Here is a 21,441-nt window from a genome sequence, read left to right on the forward strand (position 1 = left end):
CGCACAGTCCCCGAGGTTCCCTGACCGACCGTAACCTGGTGATCGCTTCAGGTGTATCCCCGCAGGGGAACATGTTCCGTAACCGAAGGACCTACCCGGCTTGTCCCTTTCAAATCTGACCCAGAGCCAGCGCCACGGCATGAGCGAGCTGTTCCGGAAGATCGCACCCGTGGCGGACGAGCTCGGCGAGCTCTTCGCCGCCAGGGGGTACCAGATCGCCCTCGTCGGCGGCTCCGTACGCGACGTCTTCCTGGGCCGGATCGGCAACGATCTCGACCTGACCACGGACGCGAGGCCCGAGACGGTCCTGGAGCTCGTCCGCGACTGGGCCGACTCCATCTGGACGATCGGCATCGACTTCGGCACCGTCGGCGTCCGCAAGGGCGGGTGGCTGCTGGAGATCACCACCTACCGCAGTGAGTCGTACGATCCCAAGTCGCGCAAGCCCGACGTGGCCTACGGCGACACGCTGGAGGGCGACCTGGCCCGGCGCGACTTCGCGGTCAACGCGATGGCGCTGCGCCTGCCGTCCCGCGAGTTCGTCGACCCGCACGGCGGCCTCGACGACCTGCACGCCAAGGTGCTGCGCACCCCGGGCCCCCCCGAGCGCTCCTTCGGCGACGACCCGCTGCGGATGCTCCGCGCGGCCAGGTTCGCCAGCCAGCTCGGCTTCGCCGTCGACCCCGCGGCGCTCGCCGCGATGGGCGCGATGGCCGACAGGATCGACATCGTCTCCGCCGAGCGCATCCGCGAAGAGCTGGACAAGCTCATCGGTGGCGACCACCCCCGCGAGGGCCTGCGGCTCCTCGTCGAGTCCGGGCTCGCCGACCACGTGCTGCCCGAGGTGCCCAAGCTCCGTCTGGAGATCGACGAGCACCACCGGCACAAGGACGTCTACGAGCACTCGCTGATCGTGCTGGAGCAGGCGATCGACCTGGAGGAGAGCGGTCCCGACCGGATCCTGCGCTGGGCCGCGCTCCTGCACGACGTGGGCAAGCCGAAGACCCGCCGCCACGAGCCCGGCGGCCGGGTCTCCTTCCACCACCACGAGGTGGTCGGCGCCCAGCTCGCCAGGAAGCGCATGGCTGAGCTGAAGTTCCCCAAGGACGTGGTGGCCGACGTCTCCCGCCTGGTGGAGCTGCACCTGCGTTTCCACGGGTACGGAACGGGCGAGTGGACCGACTCGGCCGTACGCCGCTACGTCCGTGACGCCGGGCACCTGCTGGAGCGCCTGCACAAGCTGACCCGCGCCGACTGCACCACCCGCAACCGGCGCAAGGCCCAGGCCCTGTCGCAGACCTACGACCAGCTGGAGGAGCGCATCGCCCGGCTGGCCGAGGAGGAGGAGCTCGGCAAGATCCGCCCCGAGCTCGACGGCAACGAGATCCAGGAGCTCCTCGGCGTCCCGCCGGGTCCCCTCGTGGGCCGCGCCTACAAGTTCCTGCTGGAGATGCGCCTCGACCAGGGTGTCCTCGGCAAGGAGGCCGCCTCGGACGCCCTCCGCGAGTGGGCACGGGCGAACGGGGTGGACGGGGTGGCCGCGGTGACCGGTCGCATCGGCGTTGTGAGCGGTGTGAGCGGTGTCGGTGGCATCGGTGGCATCGGTGGCATCGGTGGTGAGGTGGGCGAGGTCGCCGGTGAGGTGGACTCTGAACGGCGCTCCTGACCTCGGAGACCCCGGAGACCTTGACGGCCTCGGCTCCAGGCCGGGCCGCGACGATCTCGGCGGTCTCGGAGGTCTTGGCGGCCTTGGCGGCACCGCGGAGAGGGCCGGGACCGCGGAGAGGGCCGGGGGCGTGGAGGCGACCGGGATCACGGAGACGAGCAGGACCACGGAGAGGGCCGGGGGCGCGGAGATCGCCCTGCTCGACCGTGAGCACGTGTGGCACCCCTACGCGGCCACCCCCCAGCCGGTGGCGCCGCACGTCGTCTCCCGCGCGGACGGGGTGCGGCTGACGCTCGCCGACGGGCGCGAGCTGGTCGACGGCATGTCGTCCTGGTGGGCGGCGATCCACGGCTACAACCACCCCCGGCTCAACCGGGCGCTGAAGGACCAGCTGGAGGACATGGCGCACGTCATGTTCGGCGGGCTCACCCACGAGCCCGCCGTGCGGCTGGCCGCCACCCTCGCCTCGATGACCGGGCTGCCGAAGGTGTTCCTCGCCGACTCGGGGTCGGTCGCCGTCGAGGTCGCGATCAAGATGGCCTTCCAGTTCACCGGCAGGGGACGGCTGCTCACCGTGAGGGGCGGCTACCACGGCGACACCTTCGGGGCGATGTCGGTCTGCGACCCGGTCAACGGCATGCACCACCTGTTCTCCGGCGTGCTGCCCGAGCACGTGTTCGCCGACCGGCCGCCGCGCGAGTACGACGAGGGTTACGCGGCCCGGCTGACGGACCTGGTCGCCCGGCACGCCGGCGAGCTGGCCGCGATCATCGTGGAGCCGGTCGTCCAGGGGGCGGGCGGCATGCACTTCTACCACCCGGCCTACCTGCGGCTGCTCCGCGAGCTGGCCGACGAGCACGGCGTCCTGCTGATCGCCGACGAGATCGCCACCGGCTTCGGCAGGACCGGGGAGCTGTTCGGCTGCGACCACGCCGGGATCAGGCCCGACATCATGTGCCTGGGCAAGGCCCTGACCGGTGGTTACATGTCGCTGGCCGCGACGCTGTGCACCGAGCGGGTGGCCAGGGGCGTCGGTGTGCTGATGCACGGGCCGACCTTCATGGGCAACCCGCTGGCCGCGGCCGTCGCGAGCGCCTCCCTGGAGCTCCTGCGGGAGCGCCCGTGGCGCGAGGAGGTCGGCCGGATCGAGGCCGGTCTCCTCGCGGGCCTGGCCGGGGCCGCGGAGGCACCCGGGGTGAGGGACGTGCGGGTCCTCGGCGCGATCGGGGTGATCGAGGCCCGCGAGCCCGTCGACGTCCCCGCCGTCCAGGCCCTCGTCATGCGGCACGGTGTCTGGCTCCGCCCGTTCGGACGGCTGATCTACGCGATGCCGCCCTACTCGATCGGCGACGGCGACCTGGAGAGGGTCACCACGGCGATGACGGCGGCGGCCCGGTCACTGTGAGGATCGTTGTCACGGTGACGGCGACTCGGTCACCGTGAGGGGCGCGACGGCGACGACGGTGGCCCGGTCACTGTGACGACGGCGACGACGGCAGCGGCTCGACCACCCGGGCCGGCGTGACGATCCGGTAGATCACCGCGCCCCCGACGTATCCGGCGGCGATGACCACCAGCACGAGCAGCGACCTGCCGTCCGGCGGGAGCAGCGCCGCCGCCAGGGCCGCGGCCAGCACGTAGCTGCCGTTGAAGAGCATGTCGTAGATGGAGAAGGCCCGGCCGAGGTAGGCGTCCTGCAGGTCCCGCTGGACGGCGGTGTCGGCGCAGATCTTGATGCTCTGCCCGGCGATGCCGAGGACGAAGCCCGCGGCCGCGAACCCCCACTGCTGGAACGGCGCGCAGAGCGCCAGCGTCAGCACCCCGGCGGTGACCAGCATGGCCGGGACCCACCGCTCGATGCCGAAGCGCTCGGTGGCCCACGGCGTGACCAGGATGGCCAGGAAGTAGCCGACCCCCGAGGTGGCGACCACGATGGAGACCGCGTTCAGCGCGTCCTCGGCGTTCTCGGCGAAGTAGTAGCGCGACAGCAGCACGAGCATCGCCGTGCACATGCCGTACATGAACCGGTGGGTCGCCATCGCGCCCATCGCCGCGGCGGCGGCCCGGTGCCGGGCGAGGTGTCGCGCGCCGTCGGCCAGGCCGGTCAGCACGTGGCGCACGGCCTCGCGAGCCTGCGGCCGGTCGGGGTCGTAGGCGGGACCGAGCAGCCGCCTGCCCATGGTCATGGAGATGAGCGCGCTGAGCCCGAAGACGAGACCGGAGACGACCAGCAGCACCGCCGTACCCGGGTGACCGGAGCCGAAGACCGCCCGGAGCAGGTAGCCGGCGCCGATGCCCACGAAGGTGAGAACGGTGCCGGAGGTCGGGGTGACGGCGTTGGCCACCATCAGCCGGTCGGCGGGCACGACGTGCGGGAGCGAGGCCCCCAGCGCGGACAGGAAGAAGCGGTTCACCCCGAGCACGCCGAGCGCGGCGGCGTAGAAGATCCCGTCGGGGGCGTCCGCGGCGACGAGCGCCGCCGCGGCGAGCAGCAGCGCCCCGCGGACCAGCGGCGCGATCACCAGGATCTGCCGCCGCGACCAGCGGTCGATGAACACCCCGACGAAGGGGCCCAGGATCGAGTACGGCAGCAGCAGCACGGCCAGCCCGGCGGCGATCTCCACCGCGCTCGTGCTCTTCTCAGGGCTGAAGAACGCGAACCCGGCCACGGCGAACTGGAAGATCCCGTCGGAGAACTGCGAGACCAGGCGGGTCGCGTACAGCCTCCGGAAGTCCCGACCTTCCAGGACCACGCGTAGATCGGATACGAAGGACACGCGCTCAGCCTATGTGCGACCGCCCTGCGCGGGCATCGGGTACATCCCTGATTAGCCAAATGGACATTTAGTACCTTTGCCTACGTTTCACTTAGGGGGCGCGGTAAACCGACATGATCACGTACCCTCGGTCGAGTGACACCTGATGAACACGTTGTGCTCGTCGACACCGAGGGAAACGCGATCGGCACGGCGGCCAAGGCCACGGTGCACGGTCTCGACACTCCCCTCCACCTGGCCTTCTCCAGTTACGTGTTCGACGAGCAGGGCCGGGTCCTCCTGTCCCGCCGCGCACTGCACAAGATCACCTGGCCGGGGGTGTGGACCAACAGCTGCTGTGGCCACCCCCTGCCCGGCGAGCCGCTTCCCGAGGCGGTGACCCGCAGGCTCTCCCACGAGCTGGGCCTCGCGGCCGGCCAGGTCGATCTCCTCCTGCCCCGCTTCTCCTACCGCGCGGTCATGGACAACGGCACCGTCGAGCGCGAGCTGTGCCCGGTCTACCGGGTGCTCGTGACCTCGGAGGCGGCGCCCAACCCCGACGAGGTCGACGACGTCCGCTGGATGCCGTGGAAGGAGTTCACCGACGGGGTGATCGGCGACCGTCTGCCGATCTCCCCCTGGTGCCGCGAGCAGGTCCCCCAGCTGGTCGAGCTCGGCGCCGACCCGCTCACCTGGCGGGCCGCCGACCCCGCCGACCTCCCGCCCGCCGCCCGCTGACCGTCACCCCGTCCGCCGCCGGCCCGCCCGCCCTGGCGGCGTGAGGGGCCCTCATACCGGCGACCGTCCTACGGCGAGAGCCCCCGGCCCATGTGGGCCGGGGGCTCTCGCCGTCTACCGTTCGGTCGTCGTGCGACGCCGGCAGGTCAGCGCTCGACCTCGCCGCGGATGAACTTCTCCACGTAGTCGCGCGCCTCGTCGTCGGAGTACTGCTCCGGCGGTGACTTCATGAAGTACGAGGAGGCCGACAGGATCGGCCCGGAGATGCCCCGGTCAAGGGCGATCTTGGCGGCCCGCACCGCGTCGATGATGATGCCGGCGGAGTTGGGGGAGTCCCAGACCTCCAGCTTGTACTCCAGGTTGAGGGGAGTGTCGCCGAAGGACCTGCCCTCCAGGCGCACGTACGCCCACTTGCGGTCGTCGAGCCACGGCACGTGGTCCGACGGGCCGATGTGCACGTCGGCCTTCTGCATCTCGTGCGGGATCTGCGAGGTGACCGACTGGGTCTTGGAGATCTTCTTGGACTGCAGGCGCTTGCGCTCCAGCATGTTCATGAAGTCCATGTTGCCGCCGAAGTTCAGCTGGTACGTGCGGAGCAGCTCGACACCGCGGTCCTCGAACAGCTTGGCCATCACGCGGTGCGTGATGGTCGCCCCGACCTGCGACTTGATGTCGTCACCGACGATCGGGACGCCGGCGTCGACGAACTTCTGGGCCCACGTGGGATCGGAGGCGATGAACACCGGCAGCGCGTTGACGAAGGCGACCTTCGCGTCGAGGGCGCACTGGGCGTAGAAGCGGTCGGCCTCCTCCGAGCCCACCGGCAGGTAGGAGACGAGGACGTCGACCTCGCTGTCCTTGAGAACCTGGACGACGTCGACCGGGGCCTCGTCGGACTCCTCCACCATCTCCCGGTAGTACTCGCCGAGGCCGTCGTAGGTGGGGCCGCGCTGCACCGTCACGCCGAGCGGCGGCACGTCGCAGATCTTGATCGTGTTGTTCTCCGAGGCCACGATCGCCTCGGACAGGTCACGCCCGACCTTCTTGGCGTCCACGTCGAACGCCGCGACGAACTCCACGTCGCCGACGTGGTAGTCGCCGAACTTGACGTGCATCAGGCCCGGCACCCGGGCACCGGGGTCGGCGTCCCGGTAGTAGTGCACGCCCTGAATGAGCGACGTGGCACAGTTGCCTACACCGACAATGGCTACGCGCACCGAACCCATGGCACTCGCTCCCCTTTGTTCTCTCAGTGGTCAGTTCTCTTCCGGGGTGGCGTGCCGCCCCGTCGTGCCCGTCCCTGGCGCGGGCGCCCTGGACGTCTCATCTCGCGCGGGCCGCCGTTCCCCCTCCGGCGGCGATGCTCGCCGTTCGGTGGCGATCAGCTCATTCAACCAGCGCACTTCGCGTTCGACCGACTCCAGACCGTGACGCTGGAGCTCGAGGGTGTAGCTGTCCAGCCGTTCGCGCGTACGGGCGAGTGCCGTGCGCACGGCGTCCAGACGTTCCTCGAGCCGGCTGCGGCGACCTTCGAGGATGCGCAGGCGCACCTCGGCCTCGGTGTGCCTGAAGAAGGCGAAATGCACGCCGAAGCTCTCGTCCTCCCAGGCGGACGGGCCGGCCTGGGTGAGGAGTTCCTGCAGGCGTTCCTTGCCCTCCGCGGTCAGCTTGTAGACGATCTTCGAACGGCGGCCGGGGAGCACGATGGCGCTGTCGGCGGCCGTGGTGGCCGCGGCGGCGTCGCCGTCTTCGACGATCAGCCCGTCGGTGAGCAACTGACGGAGGCACGGGTAGAGGGAGCCGTAGGAGAACGCCCGAAACATACCGAGCAGGGCGTTGAGCCGTTTGCGCAGCTCATAGCCGTGTAGCGGGGTCTCGTGCAACGACCCGAGCACGGCCAGCTCCAGCACGCCGCCACGTCCGCCGGCCACTGGAAACCACCACCTCTCGCGTCGATGTATCGAACCGATACATCGACAGGATACGTCCATTCAACATAAGGCTGCAATCAGCGACTTTCCCAAGAGGTTGGGAGCAAACCGCAAAAAGCCGTAGTCTGGCGCGTATGTGGTCACAGCAGGCGGTGGTGGGACAGGGCCCCCGCGCGGCGTGGACCGCTTCTCAATACCGGGAATTCCGCGTCAACGCGGGAGAGGTCTGCCAAGGTTGTTGCTCGAACCACCTGGCGATCTCGTTCGTCCCCGGGAATGGAGATCCACCCGAATAGGCCGGCTACCAGTGAGCCAAGGCGGCGAGGTCTCCGGTGATCAGGAGGTAGTCTCGCCCGCCTGCACGCCGTCGTAGACCCCGATGACCGAACGAGGACGCGTGAGTTACAGCCACAGCAATGACCCGGAGCCGGACGGGCGCCAGGAGGGCGCCGACGGATCGGCTCGCCAGGGGCGGCGCCGTCGCTCAAGCCCAGGAGCCGCTCCCCGTGCAGTCCCCCCCTCGCAAAACCCCCAAACCACCGCCGGCTGGGATTCTTCCCGCCAGGCACCGCAGGGCCGGCCGCCGCAGGGAGCCGGAGCCGATCCCCGGACCGCGATGATGCCCCAGCCCGGCGGGATGCCCTACCCCGGCGCCGCGTCCCAGCAGCCCGGCGGACCGCCGAGGCGCGACGCGGGCGCCCCCGGCGGCATGCAGCAGCGCGGCCCCGGCGGCCCCGGCGGCCCCGGTGGCCCTGCCGCTCCCGGTGGTCCCGGTGGTCCCGGTGGGACGCCCCAGCGCCGCCGTGACACCGACCCGACCGGCCGCCGCGCCGAGGCCGCCTTCGAGGACACCCAGTCGATGCTCGCCGCCCAGGCGGGCGGCGGGCGTTCCGCCGGTTCGAGGCCGGGCGAGGGCGGGCGCAGGCGCCGCGGGCGCGGCGCGAGCGGTCCCGCCGCGGGCGGACCCGGCGGCCCCGAGGGACCCGAAGGCCCCGGGGGCGGCGGTCCCGATGACGACGACGAGCCCCAGGCCAAGAGGTGGACGCGCTTCCTGCCCAACTGGAAGATCGTCATGGCCAGCTTCGTGGTGCTCAGCGCGGGCGTCTTCGGCATGATCGCGGTCGCCTACGCCAACACGCCCATCCCCAACTCCACGCAGGCCAGCGCGGACGACCGGGGCAGCGTGATCTACTACCGCGACAAGAAGACCCCGATCGCGCGGCTCGGCGTCCAGCGCGTCCCGGTGAAGCTCGAGCAGATCCCCAAGCACGTCCAGGACGCGGTGATCGCCCTGGAGAACCAGACCTTCCGCACCGACAGCGGCATCGACATCGCGGGCATGGCCCGATCGCTGTGGAGCACCGTGAGCGGCACCCAGCTCCAGGGCGCCTCGACCATCACCCAGCAGATGGCGCGCGGCTACTACGAGGGCCTCAGCCAGGAGGTCTCGATCCAGCGCAAGATCAAGGAGATCTTCGTCTCGGTCAAGCTGAGCAAGGAGAAGACCAAGGACGAGATCCTTCAGGAGTACTTCAACCTCGTCTACTTCGGTCACGGCGCGTACGGCATCCAGGCGGCCGCGAAGACGTTCTTCGGCAAGAACGTCGGCCAGCTGACCGTGCCGGAGGGCGCCTACCTGGCCGCCCGGGTCCAGAACCCGAGCGCCTTCGACGCCCAGGAGAAGAAGGGCGACTACTCCGCGATCAAGTGGCGGTTCGGTGCCGCGATCAAGAACATGGGAGAGCTCGATCCCGCCGCGTACGGCAAGTACGCGGGAAGCTCCTTCGAGGACCTGAAGTTCAAGAAGGCCAAGGCCGCGAACACCTACAAGGGCCTCAAGGGCTACATGCTCAACATCGTCCTGCGGGAGCTCAAGGGGCGGGGCATCGAGCAGGAGGACCTGGACACCGAGGGCTACAAGGTCTACACCACCTTCGACGAGAAGATGATGAAGGAGGCGCAGAAGGCGGTGAAGGCCCGCACAGCGAGCCTGGAGCCGACCATCCACGCCAGGCTGGCCTCGGTGGACCCGAAGAACGGCCGGGTGCTCGCCTTCTACAGCGGCGACGACTTCGTCAACGACTTCAACAACCGTGCCTTCGACTCCACCAAGCAGGCGGCGTCGGCGTTCAAGCCCTACGTGCTCGCGGCCTGGCTGGAGAACGACAAGTCGCTCGACAGCCTGGTCGACGGCATGCGGACGATCAAGATGCCCGGCACCACCCCGATCAGCAACTCAGGGAACGCCGCGTTCGGGCCGATCGACATGGTCAAGGCCATGGCCAGCTCGGTCAACACCGTCTTCGTGCAGATGGGCAAGGAGGTGACCCTCCAGGAGGTGGCGAGGATCGCCAAGTTGGCGGGGGTCGGCGAGAAGGCCAAGGACAACCCCGCCTACGCGGGCAAGAACGCGGTCGACTACGCGGTCGAGGAGCAGAAGTACCAGGTCACCATCGGCAGTGCCTCGGTCACCGCGGTCGAGCAGGCCGCCGGTTACGGGATCTTCGCCAACGAGGGCAAGCACTTCGACTGGCACACCATCACCAAGGTGACCACGGTCGACGGCGGAGTCGTGCTCCCCGAGCAGATCGTCGAGCGGCAGGTCATCACCCCCGAGTCCGCCGCCGACACGACCGTCGCGCTGCAGGCCGTCGTCAGGGGCGGCACCGGCGGCGCCGCCAACCTCGGTACCCGGCCGGTGGCCGGCAAGACCGGCACGAACAACGGCTACAAGGACGCCTGGTTCGTCGGCTTCACCCCGCAGATCGTCACCGCGGTCGGCATGTCCAAGGACGTGCCCTACAACAGGGCCGGGACGCGCAAGCTCAAGGTCGACAAGTACGGCCTGCCGAACAGGAAGATCAAGGACGAGAACCTCCTCTGGAAGGAGGAGCCCATGCCCTCCTTCATCGGCGGCGGCGGCACCCCGACCCTGATCTGGCACGACTACATGCAGGCCGTGACCGCCAAGGACGAGGTCCTGCAGTTCCCGCCGAGGGCCAACACCGGCACGCGGAACAACCTGGTCACCCCCACCCCGACGCCCACCCCGACGCCGACGATGGAGGACACCAACCCGTTCCCCGACGAGAACGGCGACGACGGCGGCTGGCCGAACGACAACAACAACGACGGCGGCGGCGGCGAGCAGGGCGAGCCCGACGGCCGCGAGTGCCTGCCCTGGGACGGCTCGTGCGACGTCGGCACCGACGGCGATCCGGGCAACGGTCCGCCGAACGAACTGGAACAGAACGGCGCGCCGGGCGCGGTCGGCGCCCCCGGCGTGCCGGCCGCGGCCCTGGTCCCGACCCCCTCCCCGAGCGGACGACGTCCCTGATGAAGAACCTCCTCTCGCCGCGGAGCCCGCTGCCCGAGTTCGGTACCCGGGCCATCCCGTACGTGCCCCTGGCCCTGTTCGCGGGGCTGGGGGCGGTCCTGGCCTGGTTCTGGAAGTGGCCGTGCCGCGTCGAGGGGGCGTGGAACCACGGGACCCTGCAGTTCACGAACTTCTGTTACACCGACATCTATCCCCTGTGGTGGAACGAGAAGCTCAACGAGGGCAAGATCCCCTATTTCGACTATCCGGTCGAGTACCCCGTCGGCATCGGCGGGATCATGGAGTTCTTCCGCCGGATCGTCACCCCGATGAGCGACCAGGGGACGGCGTTCTACGACCTCACCGTCATCCTCATGGCGATCTGCCTGGTCGTCGGCGTGCTGCTGATGGCCACGCTGGCTGGTCCCGCCAGGCGCTGGGACGCGCTCTGGTACGCCCTGGCCCCCGCGCTGATCCTCACCGCGTACATCAACTGGGACCTGGCGGCCAACGCCCTCGCGCTGGGCGCGCTGCTCGCCTGGTCGAAGCGGAAACAGTGGCTCGCGGGCATCCTGCTCGGCCTGGCGATCGCCACCAAGTTCTACCCGCTGATGTTCCTCGGCCCGCTGTTCCTGCTGACGCTGCGCACCGGCAGGTGGATGCCGTTCCTCAAGACGATCGGCGGCGTCGCGGGCGCCTGGCTCGTCGTCAACGTGCCGATCATGGTCTTCGCCTTCGACGGCTGGAAGCGGTTCTACGTCTTCAGCCAGGAGCGACCGGCCGACTGGGGCTCCATCTGGTACTTCTTCAACCAGAAGCAGTGGCCGATCCTGGGTGACTCCGAACTCCTCGACAAGCTGGGCATCGTCTCGCTCGCCGCGTTCTGCCTGGCGATCGCCGTGATCACCCTGACGGCGAAGACCCGTCCCCGCCTGATGCAGCTGTGCTTCCTCACCCTGGCGGCGTTCATGCTGACCAACAAGGTGTGGTCGCCGCAGTACGTGCTCTGGCTGATCCCCTTCGCGGTGCTGGCCAGGCCGGGCTGGAAGCCGATCGCCCTCTGGCAGCTCGCCGAGTGCTGGTACTTCTTCGCGATCTGGCTGTACCTCGTCGGCATCCAGCCGGGCAACGAGGCCCTGGGCATCGCGGGAGACACCTACTTCACCGCCGTGTGGGGTCGCGTGATCACCATTCTGATCATGATGGCGTTCGTCGTACGGGACATCTTCGTCCCGGACAAGGACGTGGTCCGCGAGGACGGGACCGACGACCAGGCGGGCGGCGTCTTCGACGGGGCACCCGACCGCTTCCGGCTCGCGCTCTCCTAGCGCCGAACCTGCCGGACCCGCCGAGCGTCCGCGCCCGGCGGGTCCGGCGGGTCCGCCGGGCACCCGGCGGGTCCGGCGAGGTGGCGGGAGGCGGAGTGAGGCTGTTCGGCGCGCGTTCGAGTCTGGCGGTCCGCCGCGATGATCCGGGACAATCCGACCTTGTGACCACTCCTGCCGCTCCCTTACCCGACACCCCTCCGAGCGACACCCCTCCACACGCCCCCTCCCCGGAGGACACCACTCCGAGCGACACCCCTCCGCGTGACACCGCGACGGAGGGGCTGCTGCTCTGGCTGGCCTCCCGGCTGGGAATCGTCGTCCTGGTCGTCGTCGGCGCCCAGGCGCTGATGGAGGGGGACGCCGTACCGAAGCCGTTCCTGGAGCGCTGGCGCAACTGGGACGCGAACCTCCTCATCACCATCGCCGAGCACGGCTACGACGGCGTCCCGGGCAGCGAGCCCGACAGGGGACTGCCCGCCTTCTTCCCCGGGATGCCGCTGATGCTCCGCGCGGTGCATCTCGTGATCGACGACTGGACGCTCGCCGGTCTGCTGATCTCCCTGGTGGCCGGTGCCGTCGCGATGGCGGCGCTCGCCAGGCTGGCCGAGTTCGAGGGGCCGGAGGGGACCGGCGGGCGCGCGGTGCTGGCGCTGCTGCTCTGGCCGATGGCGGTGTTCCTGTTCGCGGGCTACAGCGAGTCGCTCTTCCTCGCCTTCGCCGTCCCCGCCTGGCTCGCGGCGCGTCAGGGCCGCTGGCCGCTCGCCGCGGCCCTGGCGGCGGGCGCCTCCTGCGTGCGCATCACCGGCCTGTTCCTCGCCGTCGCGCTGATCGTGGAATTCCTCGTCCGCAGGCGGCCCCTACGGCAGGCGGCGTGGCTGCTCCTCCCGTTCGTGCCGCTGGCGCTCTACTCCGCCTACCAGTACTCCCGTACGGGCGACTGGCTTGCCTGGAAGACCGCGCAGGAGGCCGGCTGGGGGCGCCACATGGTGTGGCCCTGGGAGTCGCTGATCACGACCTTGGGCGCGACCGCGGGCGACGGGCGAACCGCCTGGGCGTTCCGGCTGGAGATCGCGGGGGCGATCGTCGGGGTGGTGCTCGTGCTGGTCCTGCTCTACCTGCGGAGATGGAGCGAGCTCGTCTACGTGGGGCTCCAGGTGGGCGCCCTGCTGTGTTCCGCCTACTATCTGTCGGTCCCGCGCTCGGCGCTGCTGTGGTGGCCCCTCTTCATCCTCATCGCCAGGGCGAGCGGCGGACCGGCGCCGTGGCGACGATGGATCATCATCGTCTACGCCCTGGTGGTGGGCCCGTTGATGGCGCTCAACGTGTTGATCTTCGCCGACGGGGCCTGGGTGGGCTGAGCCGCGGGGAACGCCCCTTACCCACTCTCCGGGAAAAGTAATCCCATGAAGTTATCCACAGGCTGTGGATCAATTCTCGTCCCGGAGTCTCGCCAGAGCCTCCCCGGAGCCTTCCCCTGGAGCCCCTGGAGCTCCTAGAGCTTCGTCCTGAGGAAGGCGATGTCCTCGGCCTGGCCGTCGAAGGGGGTCTCCACCACGATCGGGGCGTTCGCGCTCCGGCACACCCCCAGGATGAGCTCGGGGTCGATCTGACCCGCGCCGAGACTCGCGTGCCTGTCGGCGCCGGAGTCGAAGGCGTCGCGCGAGTCGTTGCAGTGGATGAGGTCGATCCTGCCGGTGATCGCCATGACCCGCTCGACCACGTCCGCCAGGTCCTCGCCGCCCGCGTGGGCGTGGCAGGTGTCGAGGCAGAAGCCCACGTCGAAGCCGTCGAGCGCCTCCCACAGCCGGGCGATGCGGTCGAGCTTGCGCGCCATCGCGTTGCCGCCGCCCGCGGTGTTCTCGATGAGCACCGGGACCTCGTGCTCCTCCAGGCGCTCGAACACCTTGCGCCAGTTGTCGAAGCCCTTCTGCGGATCGTCTCCGGCGCCGACGTGCCCGCCGTGGACGATCAGCCCCCGGGCGCCCAGTTCGGCCGCCGCCGCGAGGTGCGCGCTCAGCAGCTTGCGGCTGGGGATGCGCACCCGGTTGTTGACGGTCGCCACGTTGATCACGTAGGGGGCGTGGACGTAGACCTCCACGTCCGAGTCCTTGATCTCCCGCGTCTTCTCGCCGATGACCGGGGCCTTCCACCCCTTCGGGTCACCGAGGAAGAACTGCACGACCTCGGCGCCGCGCGCCCTGGCATGCGCCAGCGGGTCGTCCTGATCGACATGAGCTCCGATAAGCGGCATGTATCCGAGAGTAGCCGTTTCAACGCCGAGGGCTCGGGCAGTCGCAGGTCGCGCCCCACCGCCCGCCCCCACGGGCCAACCCCAAGGAGTTCCAAGTGGCTGCTCGCTATCGCAGAGGGATCAGTCTCATCGGCCTCATCTACATCCTGATCGGCATCTACGTCGCCTGGGTGTACGACTACATCACCCCCGCGCTCCTGAAGGACATCGCCGAGGCCCTGCTCGCGGTCTTCCTGTGGTTCCTCGTCCTGCTGGGCGTGGACCTGCGCCTGGCGGGTTAGCCGTTCCCCGCCCGCGCGCCGCGTGATCCGGCCCGGCCCTCGCCGGTGTGGCCCTCGTCAGGTTCGGGGCGCTACGGGAGGAAACCCCCGTTGCGGATGCCGAAGGCCACACCGACGAACGAGGCCACGATGCCCACGATGTTCAGCGCGCGCTCCGGCGTCGTCGCGGAGACGTACTGGGAGTAGAGGCCGCCGAAGAACCCCAGCACCCCCAGGAACGACGCGACGGAGTGCGCCGCGGGGAACAACCCGGCCACGAAGGCGACCAGCCCGCAGAGGACCGTGCCGACGCTCAGCACGTTCTCCAGAGGGTGGCGCCGCCCGTCGCTGTTCAGCCTGAACCGGGACGGCCCGCTCCGGCCGCGTCCGGACGTGCGTGACATCTCCACCGCCCCTTTCCCCGTTCCCCGTTCCCCGCGAAGGGGCGCGTTCCCGTGAGAACGCGCCCGTTTCCCCTGATGGGGACGTGCCCGGCGAGGTGACGGCCCAACCCTTGCCGGACTGGTAGGCTGGCACGGCTACGTCGAATGGGTGTGTCATGGCCCACCCTCCACCCCGAGCGCCGAAATGGGAGCCCGAGGTGGCGTACGTCAGCGTCCTCCTGTCACGGCACGGTGTCGTGACCGCAAGAGTCCAGAGGAGGTTGGAAGTCAGCATGCGCCGTTACGAAGTGATGGTCATTCTTGACCCCTCGCTCGATGAGCGTACGGTCGCCCCTTCCCTCGACCAGTTCCTCACGGTCGTCCGCAACGACGGCGGCACCGTGGAGAAGGTCGACGTGTGGGGTCGCCGCAGGCTGTCCTACGACATCGCGAAGAAGCCCGAGGGCATCTACGCCGTCATCGACCTGAGCGCCGAGCCCGCCACGGTCAAGGAGCTCGACCGGCAGATGAACCTCAACGAGGGAATCCTGCGCACCAAGGTCCTGCGCCCGGACGTGCACTAATCTCCGGCATTTTGTCGGGCGGCAGCCGTACTCTGAGCCGATAACCAGCGAAGGCCGCAGGAAGGGCAGCGCTAGCCATGGCAGCAGGCGACACCACGATCACCATCGTCGGCAACCTCGTCGACGATCCGGAGCTGCGCTTCACCCCCACGGGGCAAGCGGTGGCCCGGTTTCGCATCGCGTCCACTCCGAGGTTCCTCGACAAGACGACCAACGAGTGGAAAGACGGCGAGGGCCTGTTCCTGACCTGCAACGTGTGGCGGCAGGCGGCGGAGAACGCCGCCGAGAGCCTCCAGCGTGGCATGCGGGTCATCGTTCAGGGACGGCTCCGCCAGAGGTCTTACGAGACCAAGGAAGGCGAGAAGCGCACCGTTTACGAGGTTGAGGTCGACGAGGTCGGCCCCTCCCTGAGAAACGCGACCGCCAAGGTCAACAAGACCGCCCGTCAGGGCGGTGGCGGTGGCGGCTTCGGTGGCGGCCCCGCCAACGACCCGTGGGCCTCCGCGGCGCCGGCCGCACCGCAAGGTGGCGGCTTCTCCGGCGGCGGCGGCAACAACTACGGGGGCGGCGGCGGTCAGCAGCAGGGTGGCGGCGGCTTCGGCGGCGGCGACTTCAGCGACGAACCGCCCTTCTAGGGACGCTCCTCCGGGACGGCCACGACCGCGTCCCGACATCCCAGTCCATATCCGCAGCGACCATTCCCGCCTGACGGCGGGGCTCTGAAAGGAGCACCACGATGGCCAAGCCGGCACTGCGCAAGCCTAAGAAGAAGGTTTGCCTGTTCTGCCACGACAAGATCTCCTACGTCGACTACAAGGACACGGCGCTGCTTCGGAAGTTCATCTCCGACCGCGGCAAGATCCGTGCCCGCCGGGTGACGGGCAACTGCACCCAGCACCAGCGTGACGTGGCGACCGCTATCAAGAACGCTCGTGAGATGGCGCTCCTGCCGTACATGAGCACCGCGCGCTAAGGAGGTCCGGACAGATGAAGCTCATTCTCACCAGTGAGGTCACCGGCCTCGGCGCCCCCGGCGACATCGTCGAGGTCAAGAGTGGCTACGGCCGCAACTACCTGCTTCCCCGCGGCTTCGCGATCCTCTGGACGCGCGGCGGCGAGAAGCAGATCTCCTCGATCAAGAAGGCCCGTGACGCCCGCGAGATTCGCGACCTCGGCACCGCCAAGGAAGTCGCCGGCCAGCTGCAGGCCCTGAAGGTGGTCCTGAAGACGAAGGCCGGCGAGTCCGGCCGCCTCTTCGGCTCCATCACCACGGGTGACGTCGCCGAGGCCGTCAAGGCCGCCGGTGGCCCCCTGCTCGACCGCCGTCGCATCGAGATCGCCTCCGCGATCAAGAGCCTCGGTTCCCACCGGGTCAGCGTCAAGCTGCACCCGGAGGTCTCCGCGTCCCTCGATGTCGAGGTCGTCGCGGCCTGACAGGCCCCGTGTGACAAGGGCCCCTCCCCGTTCGCGGGGAGGGGCCCTCGTCCTTTTCCCGGTCCGTTCTTCCCTGTCCCGTACCTTCTGTTCTTCCGTTCTTTCCCGGTCCCCTGTGAGCCTCGGAGGGCCCGGTTCTCCATCGGGCACGGAAGGCTCGGTCCCCCGCGGGGCCGGAGATCCCGGCCCTTCCACGCGCCCGGAGCTTCCTGAGGGCCAGAGGCCCCGGTCCTTCCACGGGGCCTGTCAGGCCGACGAAAACCCCCCTTTCCCGCCGGGGAAATTTCATATTCTGGTACCCCGTTACCCCAGGTCACTGCGAGTACATACAATTCGGGAACCGTTGCTTCGCCCTGGAGGTTTTGTCATGGTCCGTCCCTCGACGCTGTTCGCGCTCGGTGCCCTCGCGGCGACCGCGGTGGCCTGTGCGCCGGCCTCGGAAACGGCGACCCAGGCGAGCCCCGCGTCCTCGGGCGCCTCCGGCGCCGCCTCCACGGCGGCCGGCGCCTGTGCCAAGGACAGCCCCGCGCTGAAGACCCCCGGCAAGCTGACCATCGGCACCGACAAGCCCGCCTACGACCCGTGGTTCAGCGACGACGACCCGGCCAACGGCAAGGGCTTCGAGAGCGCGGTCGCCTACGCCATCGCGGGCCAGTTGGGCTTCGCCAAGAGTGACGTCACCTGGGCCACGGTGAAGTTCGACTCCGCGTTCGCGCCGGGCGCCAAGCAGTTCGACTTCGACGTCAACCAGGTCTCGGTCACCCCCGACCGGGCCAAGGTCGTCGACTTCAGCAAGGGCTACTACACGGTCAAGCAGGCCGTGGTCGCGCTGGACGGCTCCAAGGTCGCCTCCGCCACGGACCTGGCGAGCCTGAAGGACGCCAAGATCGGCGTGCAGATCGGCACCACCTCGCTGCAGGCGGTCAAGGACGTCATCAAGCCGTCGTCCGAGCTCAACGTCTACAACGAGCAGATCGACGCCGTCAACGCGCTGAAGAACAAGCAGGTCGACGCCGTGGTGGTGGACCTGCCCACCGCCTTCTACGTGACCGCGGCCCAGGTCGAGAACTCCAAGATCGTCGGCCAGTTCGGTACGGCCTCCGGGGAGCCCGAGGTCTTCGGCGCGGTCTTCGAGAAGGGCAGCCCGCTGGTGGGCTGCGTCGACGAGGCCATCGACAAGCTGACCGCCTCCGGTGAGCTGGCGAAGATCGAGACCGAGTGGCTCGGCTCCGCCGCGGGCGCACCGGAGCTGAAGTGACCCTGCGGTACCTTCCGACATCGCCCGCGCGCATGTCCGCGAGCGGAACCGGGCCGCGGGCACGGAGCGCGTACGGCCCGCGTCACGGCGGCGCCCGATGAGGAACGACGAGCGCCTGGAGATTCCCACCGGCTGGGAGAAGAGCGAGCGGCAGATCGAGCGGGAGCGGCTCCGCAGGAGGTCGTCGATCCGTTCGGGCTCTGTCGCGACGGTCTCGACGATCCTCGTGATCGTCCTGCTGCTCTGGCTCTTCACCACCTCGCCCGGCTGGCCCCGGGTGCGGGACACGTTCTTCGACCTCGACCAGTTCACCGGGGCGCTGCCGGACGTGCTGAGCGGGTTCCTGCTCAACATCAAGATCTTCCTGATCGCCGAGCCGCTCATCCTCGTGGTGGGGCTGCTCGTCGCGCTGGCCCGCAACCTCACGGCGCCGGTGTTCTTCCCGCTGCGCGCCCTCGCGGTGATCTACACCGACGTCTTCCGCGGCGTGCCCACGATCCTCGTCATCTATCTCGTCGGTTTCGGCCTGCCCGCGCTCGGCCTGCAGGGCACGCCGACGGACCTCGCGACGCTGGGCATCATCGCGCTCACCCTCTCGTACGGCGCGTACGTGGCGGAGGTCTTCCGGGCCGGCATCGAGTCGGTGCACCCCAGCCAGCGGGCCGCCGCCCGGTCCCTCGGGCTGAGCCACGGCCAGACCATGCGCCACGTGGTGGTGCCGCAGGCCGTGCGCAGGGTGGTGCCGCCGCTGCTCAACGACTTCGTCTCGCTGCAGAAGGACACCGCGCTCGTCGCCACGATCGGTCCCCTGGAGGCGCTGCGGCAGGCGCAGATCCACGTCGCCAGCACCTTCAACTACACCCCCTACCTGGCGGCGGCGCTGCTGTTCATCCTGCTCACCATCCCGATGGCCCGCTTCACCGACTACCTGGCGGCCCGCTCGCAGCGGCGGCGGGGCCAGTGAGCGGGCGGATCGGGGCGTACGGTGGCAGCGTCCCGCCGCCCGGTGAGACGGCGGCGGTACGGGAGGAGAGGGCATGAGCCTGCTGGCCATCGAGGGCCTGTGGAAGAACTACCGCGGCCACAGCGTGCTGCGCGGCGTCGACCTGGAGGTCGAGCCGCACGAGGTGGTCTGCCTGATCGGTGCCTCCGGCTCCGGCAAGTCCACCCTGCTGCGCTGCGTCAACCTGCTGGAGACCGCCGACGACGGCACGATCACCCTGGACGGTGAGGAGATCACCGACGCCAGGACCGATCCCGACGACGTGCGCAAGCGCATGGGCATCGTGTTCCAGGCGTTCAACCTGTTCCCGCACATGAGCGTGCTGGACAACATCACGCTGGCGCCGCGCAAGGTGCACGGGACGGGCAGGAGGCAGGCCGAGTCGCAGGCCCGCGACCTGCTGGCCAGGTTCGGTCTGGCGGACAAGGCGGACGCCTACCCCGACCAGCTCTCCGGCGGCCAGCAGCAGCGTGCCGCCATCATCAGGGCCCTGGCCACCCAGCCTCGCCTGATGCTGCTGGACGAGGTCACCTCGGCCCTGGACCCGGCGCTCGTCAAGGAGGTGCTCGGGATCATCCGGGAGCTCAAGGAGGGGGGCATGACCATGGTCCTCACCACCCACGAGATGGGCTTCTGCCGCGAGATCGCCGACACCGTCTGCTTCCTCGACGGCGGCGTGCTCCTGGAACGAGGCACCCCCGAGCAGATCTTCACCGATCCTCGCGAGCCCCGCACCAGGGAGTTCGTGCAGAGTGTGATCGACGCCCGGCGCCTCTGACCTCTTCCCGCTCCCGGGCTTCCGGCTCCTGGGCTCTCCTGAGCCTGCCGAGGCCCGGCGCACGGTCTCAGCGGCGGTGCCTGCCGCGGGGTCCGGCGGTGGATCCGGGGCCGGGACCGCCGGGGCCGCCGGGAGGGCCGGGTGGCCCAGGTGGCCAGGGCGGGTCCGTCCGCCCGTCCCCGGGACCGTACTGGTACTGCCCCGGGGAGGGACGTGCCGGAGTCTCCGGGACAGGCCGTGCCGTCGTGGCGAGCACGCTGTTGCGCCTGCCGTACACCAGGTAGACCAGCACGCCGAAGGCCATCCAGATGATGAAGTACAGCCAGGTGATGAGCTGCAGGTTCACCATGAGCCACAGGCAGGCGAGGATCGAGGCGATCGGCACGCCGGGAGAGAGCGGGGTGCGGAAGCCCCGGGGCAGGTCCGGCATCGTCTGCCGCATCCTGACCACCCCGCCGGCCACGGCGATGAACACGAACAGGGCGCCGATCACGACCAGCGGTTCGAGCGTCAGCACGTCCACGAACTCGGCCAGCAGGATCGCGAGGAAGCCGATGATCAGCGTGACCCTCGTCGGGCTGCGGTAGCTACGGTTGATCTTGGAGAGCGAGCGGGGGATCAGCCCGTCGCGCGCCATGGAGAACAGCACGCGGGTCAGGCCGACGAGCAGCACCAGGACGACGGTGGTGAGGCCGAGCACCGCCCCGATGTTGATGACGTGCACCATGAAGCCCTCGCCCGCCTCGCGGAAGGCACTGGCGAGCGGCGCGTCCGCGGCGATCTTGTCGTACGGGGTCATCCCGACCATGATCACCGCGACCGCGATATAGATGACCGTGGTGAGCACCAGCCCGCGGATGATGCCCTTCGGGATCGACCGCGGGGCGTCCTCGGACTCCTCGGCGGCGGTGGCCACGACGTCGAAGCCGATGTACGCGAAGGTGATGGCCGCCGAGGCGGCGAAGATGCCGAACCAGCCGAACGTGCCCGTCTGGCCGAGGAGGAGGCCGAGCAGCGGGGAGTGAAGGGCCTCCTCGGCCTTCCCCGCGGGCACCGCCGGCACCGGGATGGCCGCGAGGTTGCGCTGATCGAAGTGGAGGGCGCCGATCACGATGACCGCGCCGATGGCCAGCAGCTTGGCGACCACGATGACCCACAGGGTGCGCAGTCCGACACGGGCGCCCAGGGCCACCACGGCCGTGAGGATCGCCAGGATGAACAGCGTGAACAGGTCGAAACCCGTGGTCTGGCCGACCATGCCCGCGATCACCTCGGGAAGGCGCACGCCGAGGTCGGTGAGCATCTGGGCGGCGTAGAGCGACCAGGCGCGGGCCACCGCGGCCGTGGCCAGCAGGAGTTCCAGGACCAGCGCCCAGCCCACGATCCAGGCCCAGACCTCGCCGAAGATGACGTAGGCGAAGGTGTAGGCGCTTCCCGAGCTCGGCATGGCGGAGGACAGCTCGGCGAAGCAGAAGGCCACGAGCAGGCTGGTGATTCCCGCGATCATGAAAGAGAGGATCACGCCCGGTCCGGCCATGTTCGCCGCCTGGCGGGCGGCGAGGCTGAAGATGCCCGCGCCGATCATGACCCCGACGCCGAGGACGATGAGGTCCGCTCCGCGATAGGCCATGGGGAGGCCGTGACGCGCACCGGTCAGCCGGCCTGTGGCGTGGTCCGGTGGCATGCGGCGAACGATCGACGAGGAAGCACCTTCGGGCACGACGTGACCAATCGTGGTGGGCTGATAACCCTATA

Annotated in this window: 20 protein-coding genes; 14 read left to right on the forward strand and 6 right to left on the reverse strand. The window is 69.5% G+C overall.

The window, feature by feature from the left end; all coding sequences use genetic code 11:
* The first annotated feature begins 139 nt into the window (after positions 1-139).
* Positions 140-1,666: a CCA tRNA nucleotidyltransferase gene (locus ACFFRH_RS15415; protein WP_386157343.1), complete on the forward strand. Its 1,527-nt coding sequence runs from the start codon at positions 140-142 to the stop codon at positions 1,664-1,666.
* 190 nt (positions 1,667-1,856) lie between these two features.
* The gene (locus ACFFRH_RS15420; RefSeq protein ID WP_344744251.1) at positions 1,857-3,071 is read left to right on the forward strand and encodes an adenosylmethionine--8-amino-7-oxononanoate transaminase; all 1,215 of its coding nucleotides are present in this window, start codon (positions 1,857-1,859) and stop codon (positions 3,069-3,071) included.
* A gap of 67 nt (positions 3,072-3,138) precedes the next feature.
* On the opposite strand, the gene ACFFRH_RS15425 is transcribed toward ACFFRH_RS15420, so the two are convergent.
* Positions 3,139-4,443 (reverse strand): MFS transporter, encoded by a 1,305-nt coding sequence (locus tag ACFFRH_RS15425; RefSeq protein ID WP_344744223.1) that lies wholly within the window; start codon positions 4,441-4,443, stop codon positions 3,139-3,141.
* Between the two features lie 135 nt (positions 4,444-4,578).
* On the opposite strand from ACFFRH_RS15425, the gene idi reads away from it, so the two are divergent.
* Positions 4,579-5,160 (forward strand): isopentenyl-diphosphate Delta-isomerase, encoded by a 582-nt coding sequence (gene idi / locus ACFFRH_RS15430; protein ID WP_344744222.1) that lies wholly within the window; start codon positions 4,579-4,581, stop codon positions 5,158-5,160.
* A gap of 146 nt (positions 5,161-5,306) precedes the next feature.
* Here idi and ACFFRH_RS15435 read toward each other — a convergent pair whose 3' ends face one another.
* Positions 5,307-6,386: an inositol-3-phosphate synthase gene (locus ACFFRH_RS15435; protein WP_386157111.1), complete on the reverse strand. Its 1,080-nt coding sequence runs from the start codon at positions 6,384-6,386 to the stop codon at positions 5,307-5,309.
* A 30-nt stretch (positions 6,387-6,416) separates the two neighbouring features.
* A complete protein-coding gene (locus ACFFRH_RS15440; RefSeq protein ID WP_344744221.1) occupies positions 6,417-7,091 on the reverse strand; it encodes a PadR family transcriptional regulator in 675 nt (224 codons plus the stop codon).
* A gap of 619 nt (positions 7,092-7,710) precedes the next feature.
* Here ACFFRH_RS15440 and ACFFRH_RS15445 point away from each other — a divergent pair.
* The 3 genes from ACFFRH_RS15445 (at position 7,711) to ACFFRH_RS15455 (ending at position 13,093) form a co-directional block, all read left to right on the forward strand.
* A complete protein-coding gene (locus ACFFRH_RS15445; RefSeq protein ID WP_386157115.1) occupies positions 7,711-10,428 on the forward strand; it encodes a transglycosylase domain-containing protein in 2,718 nt (905 codons plus the stop codon).
* A complete protein-coding gene (locus ACFFRH_RS15450) occupies positions 10,428-11,735 on the forward strand; it encodes a glycosyltransferase family 87 protein (RefSeq protein ID WP_344744218.1) in 1,308 nt (435 codons plus the stop codon). Before ACFFRH_RS15445 ends, ACFFRH_RS15450 begins: the two co-directional genes overlap by 1 nt.
* Positions 11,736-11,896: 161 nt before the next feature.
* Positions 11,897-13,093 carry a putative hexosyltransferase gene (locus tag ACFFRH_RS15455; RefSeq protein WP_344744217.1) on the forward strand — a complete coding sequence of 399 codons (1,197 nt, stop codon included), beginning with the start codon at positions 11,897-11,899 and terminating at the stop codon, positions 13,091-13,093.
* Between the two features lie 134 nt (positions 13,094-13,227).
* On the opposite strand, the gene ACFFRH_RS15460 is transcribed toward ACFFRH_RS15455, so the two are convergent.
* Positions 13,228-13,986: a deoxyribonuclease IV gene (locus ACFFRH_RS15460; RefSeq protein WP_344744215.1), complete on the reverse strand. Its 759-nt coding sequence runs from the start codon at positions 13,984-13,986 to the stop codon at positions 13,228-13,230.
* Between the two features lie 95 nt (positions 13,987-14,081).
* On the opposite strand from ACFFRH_RS15460, the gene ACFFRH_RS15465 reads away from it, so the two are divergent.
* Complete coding sequence (locus tag ACFFRH_RS15465) at positions 14,082-14,267, forward strand: hypothetical protein (RefSeq protein ID WP_344744214.1); 186 nt, start codon at positions 14,082-14,084, stop codon at positions 14,265-14,267.
* A 71-nt stretch (positions 14,268-14,338) separates the two neighbouring features.
* On the opposite strand, the gene ACFFRH_RS15470 is transcribed toward ACFFRH_RS15465, so the two are convergent.
* A complete protein-coding gene (locus ACFFRH_RS15470; RefSeq protein ID WP_344744213.1) occupies positions 14,339-14,650 on the reverse strand; it encodes a hypothetical protein in 312 nt (103 codons plus the stop codon).
* A 272-nt stretch (positions 14,651-14,922) separates the two neighbouring features.
* Here ACFFRH_RS15470 and rpsF point away from each other — a divergent pair, with 272 nt between their 5' ends.
* From rpsF to ACFFRH_RS15505, 7 genes are all read left to right on the forward strand, one after another.
* Positions 14,923-15,213, forward strand: a complete 291-nt coding sequence (rpsF, locus tag ACFFRH_RS15475) for a 30S ribosomal protein S6 (RefSeq protein ID WP_030919721.1) — start codon at positions 14,923-14,925, stop codon at positions 15,211-15,213.
* A 77-nt stretch (positions 15,214-15,290) separates the two neighbouring features.
* A complete protein-coding gene (locus ACFFRH_RS15480; RefSeq protein WP_344744212.1) occupies positions 15,291-15,848 on the forward strand; it encodes a single-stranded DNA-binding protein in 558 nt (185 codons plus the stop codon).
* Between the two features lie 101 nt (positions 15,849-15,949).
* On the forward strand, positions 15,950-16,186 hold the full coding sequence (gene rpsR / locus ACFFRH_RS15485) for a 30S ribosomal protein S18 (protein ID WP_012895699.1): 237 nt from the start codon (positions 15,950-15,952) through the stop codon (positions 16,184-16,186).
* Positions 16,187-16,200: 14 nt separating this feature from the next.
* A complete protein-coding gene (gene rplI / locus ACFFRH_RS15490) occupies positions 16,201-16,647 on the forward strand; it encodes a 50S ribosomal protein L9 (RefSeq protein WP_344744211.1) in 447 nt (148 codons plus the stop codon).
* 367 nt (positions 16,648-17,014) lie between these two features.
* Positions 17,015-17,905, forward strand: a complete 891-nt coding sequence (locus ACFFRH_RS15495; protein ID WP_344744210.1) for an ABC transporter substrate-binding protein — start codon at positions 17,015-17,017, stop codon at positions 17,903-17,905.
* Between the two features lie 97 nt (positions 17,906-18,002).
* Complete coding sequence (locus ACFFRH_RS15500; protein WP_344744209.1) at positions 18,003-18,869, forward strand: amino acid ABC transporter permease; 867 nt, start codon at positions 18,003-18,005, stop codon at positions 18,867-18,869.
* A 73-nt stretch (positions 18,870-18,942) separates the two neighbouring features.
* Complete coding sequence (locus ACFFRH_RS15505; protein ID WP_344744208.1) at positions 18,943-19,686, forward strand: amino acid ABC transporter ATP-binding protein; 744 nt, start codon at positions 18,943-18,945, stop codon at positions 19,684-19,686.
* Between the two features lie 67 nt (positions 19,687-19,753).
* Here ACFFRH_RS15505 and ACFFRH_RS15510 read toward each other — a convergent pair whose 3' ends face one another.
* Positions 19,754-21,370, reverse strand: coding sequence for an APC family permease (locus ACFFRH_RS15510; protein ID WP_386157124.1), 1,617 nt, complete (start codon positions 21,368-21,370; stop codon positions 19,754-19,756).
* Positions 21,371-21,441 lie beyond the last annotated feature (71 nt).

This window comes from Streptosporangium vulgare, from assembly GCF_042428775.1.
GTDB lineage: Bacteria > Actinomycetota > Actinomycetes > Streptosporangiales > Streptosporangiaceae > Streptosporangium > Streptosporangium vulgare.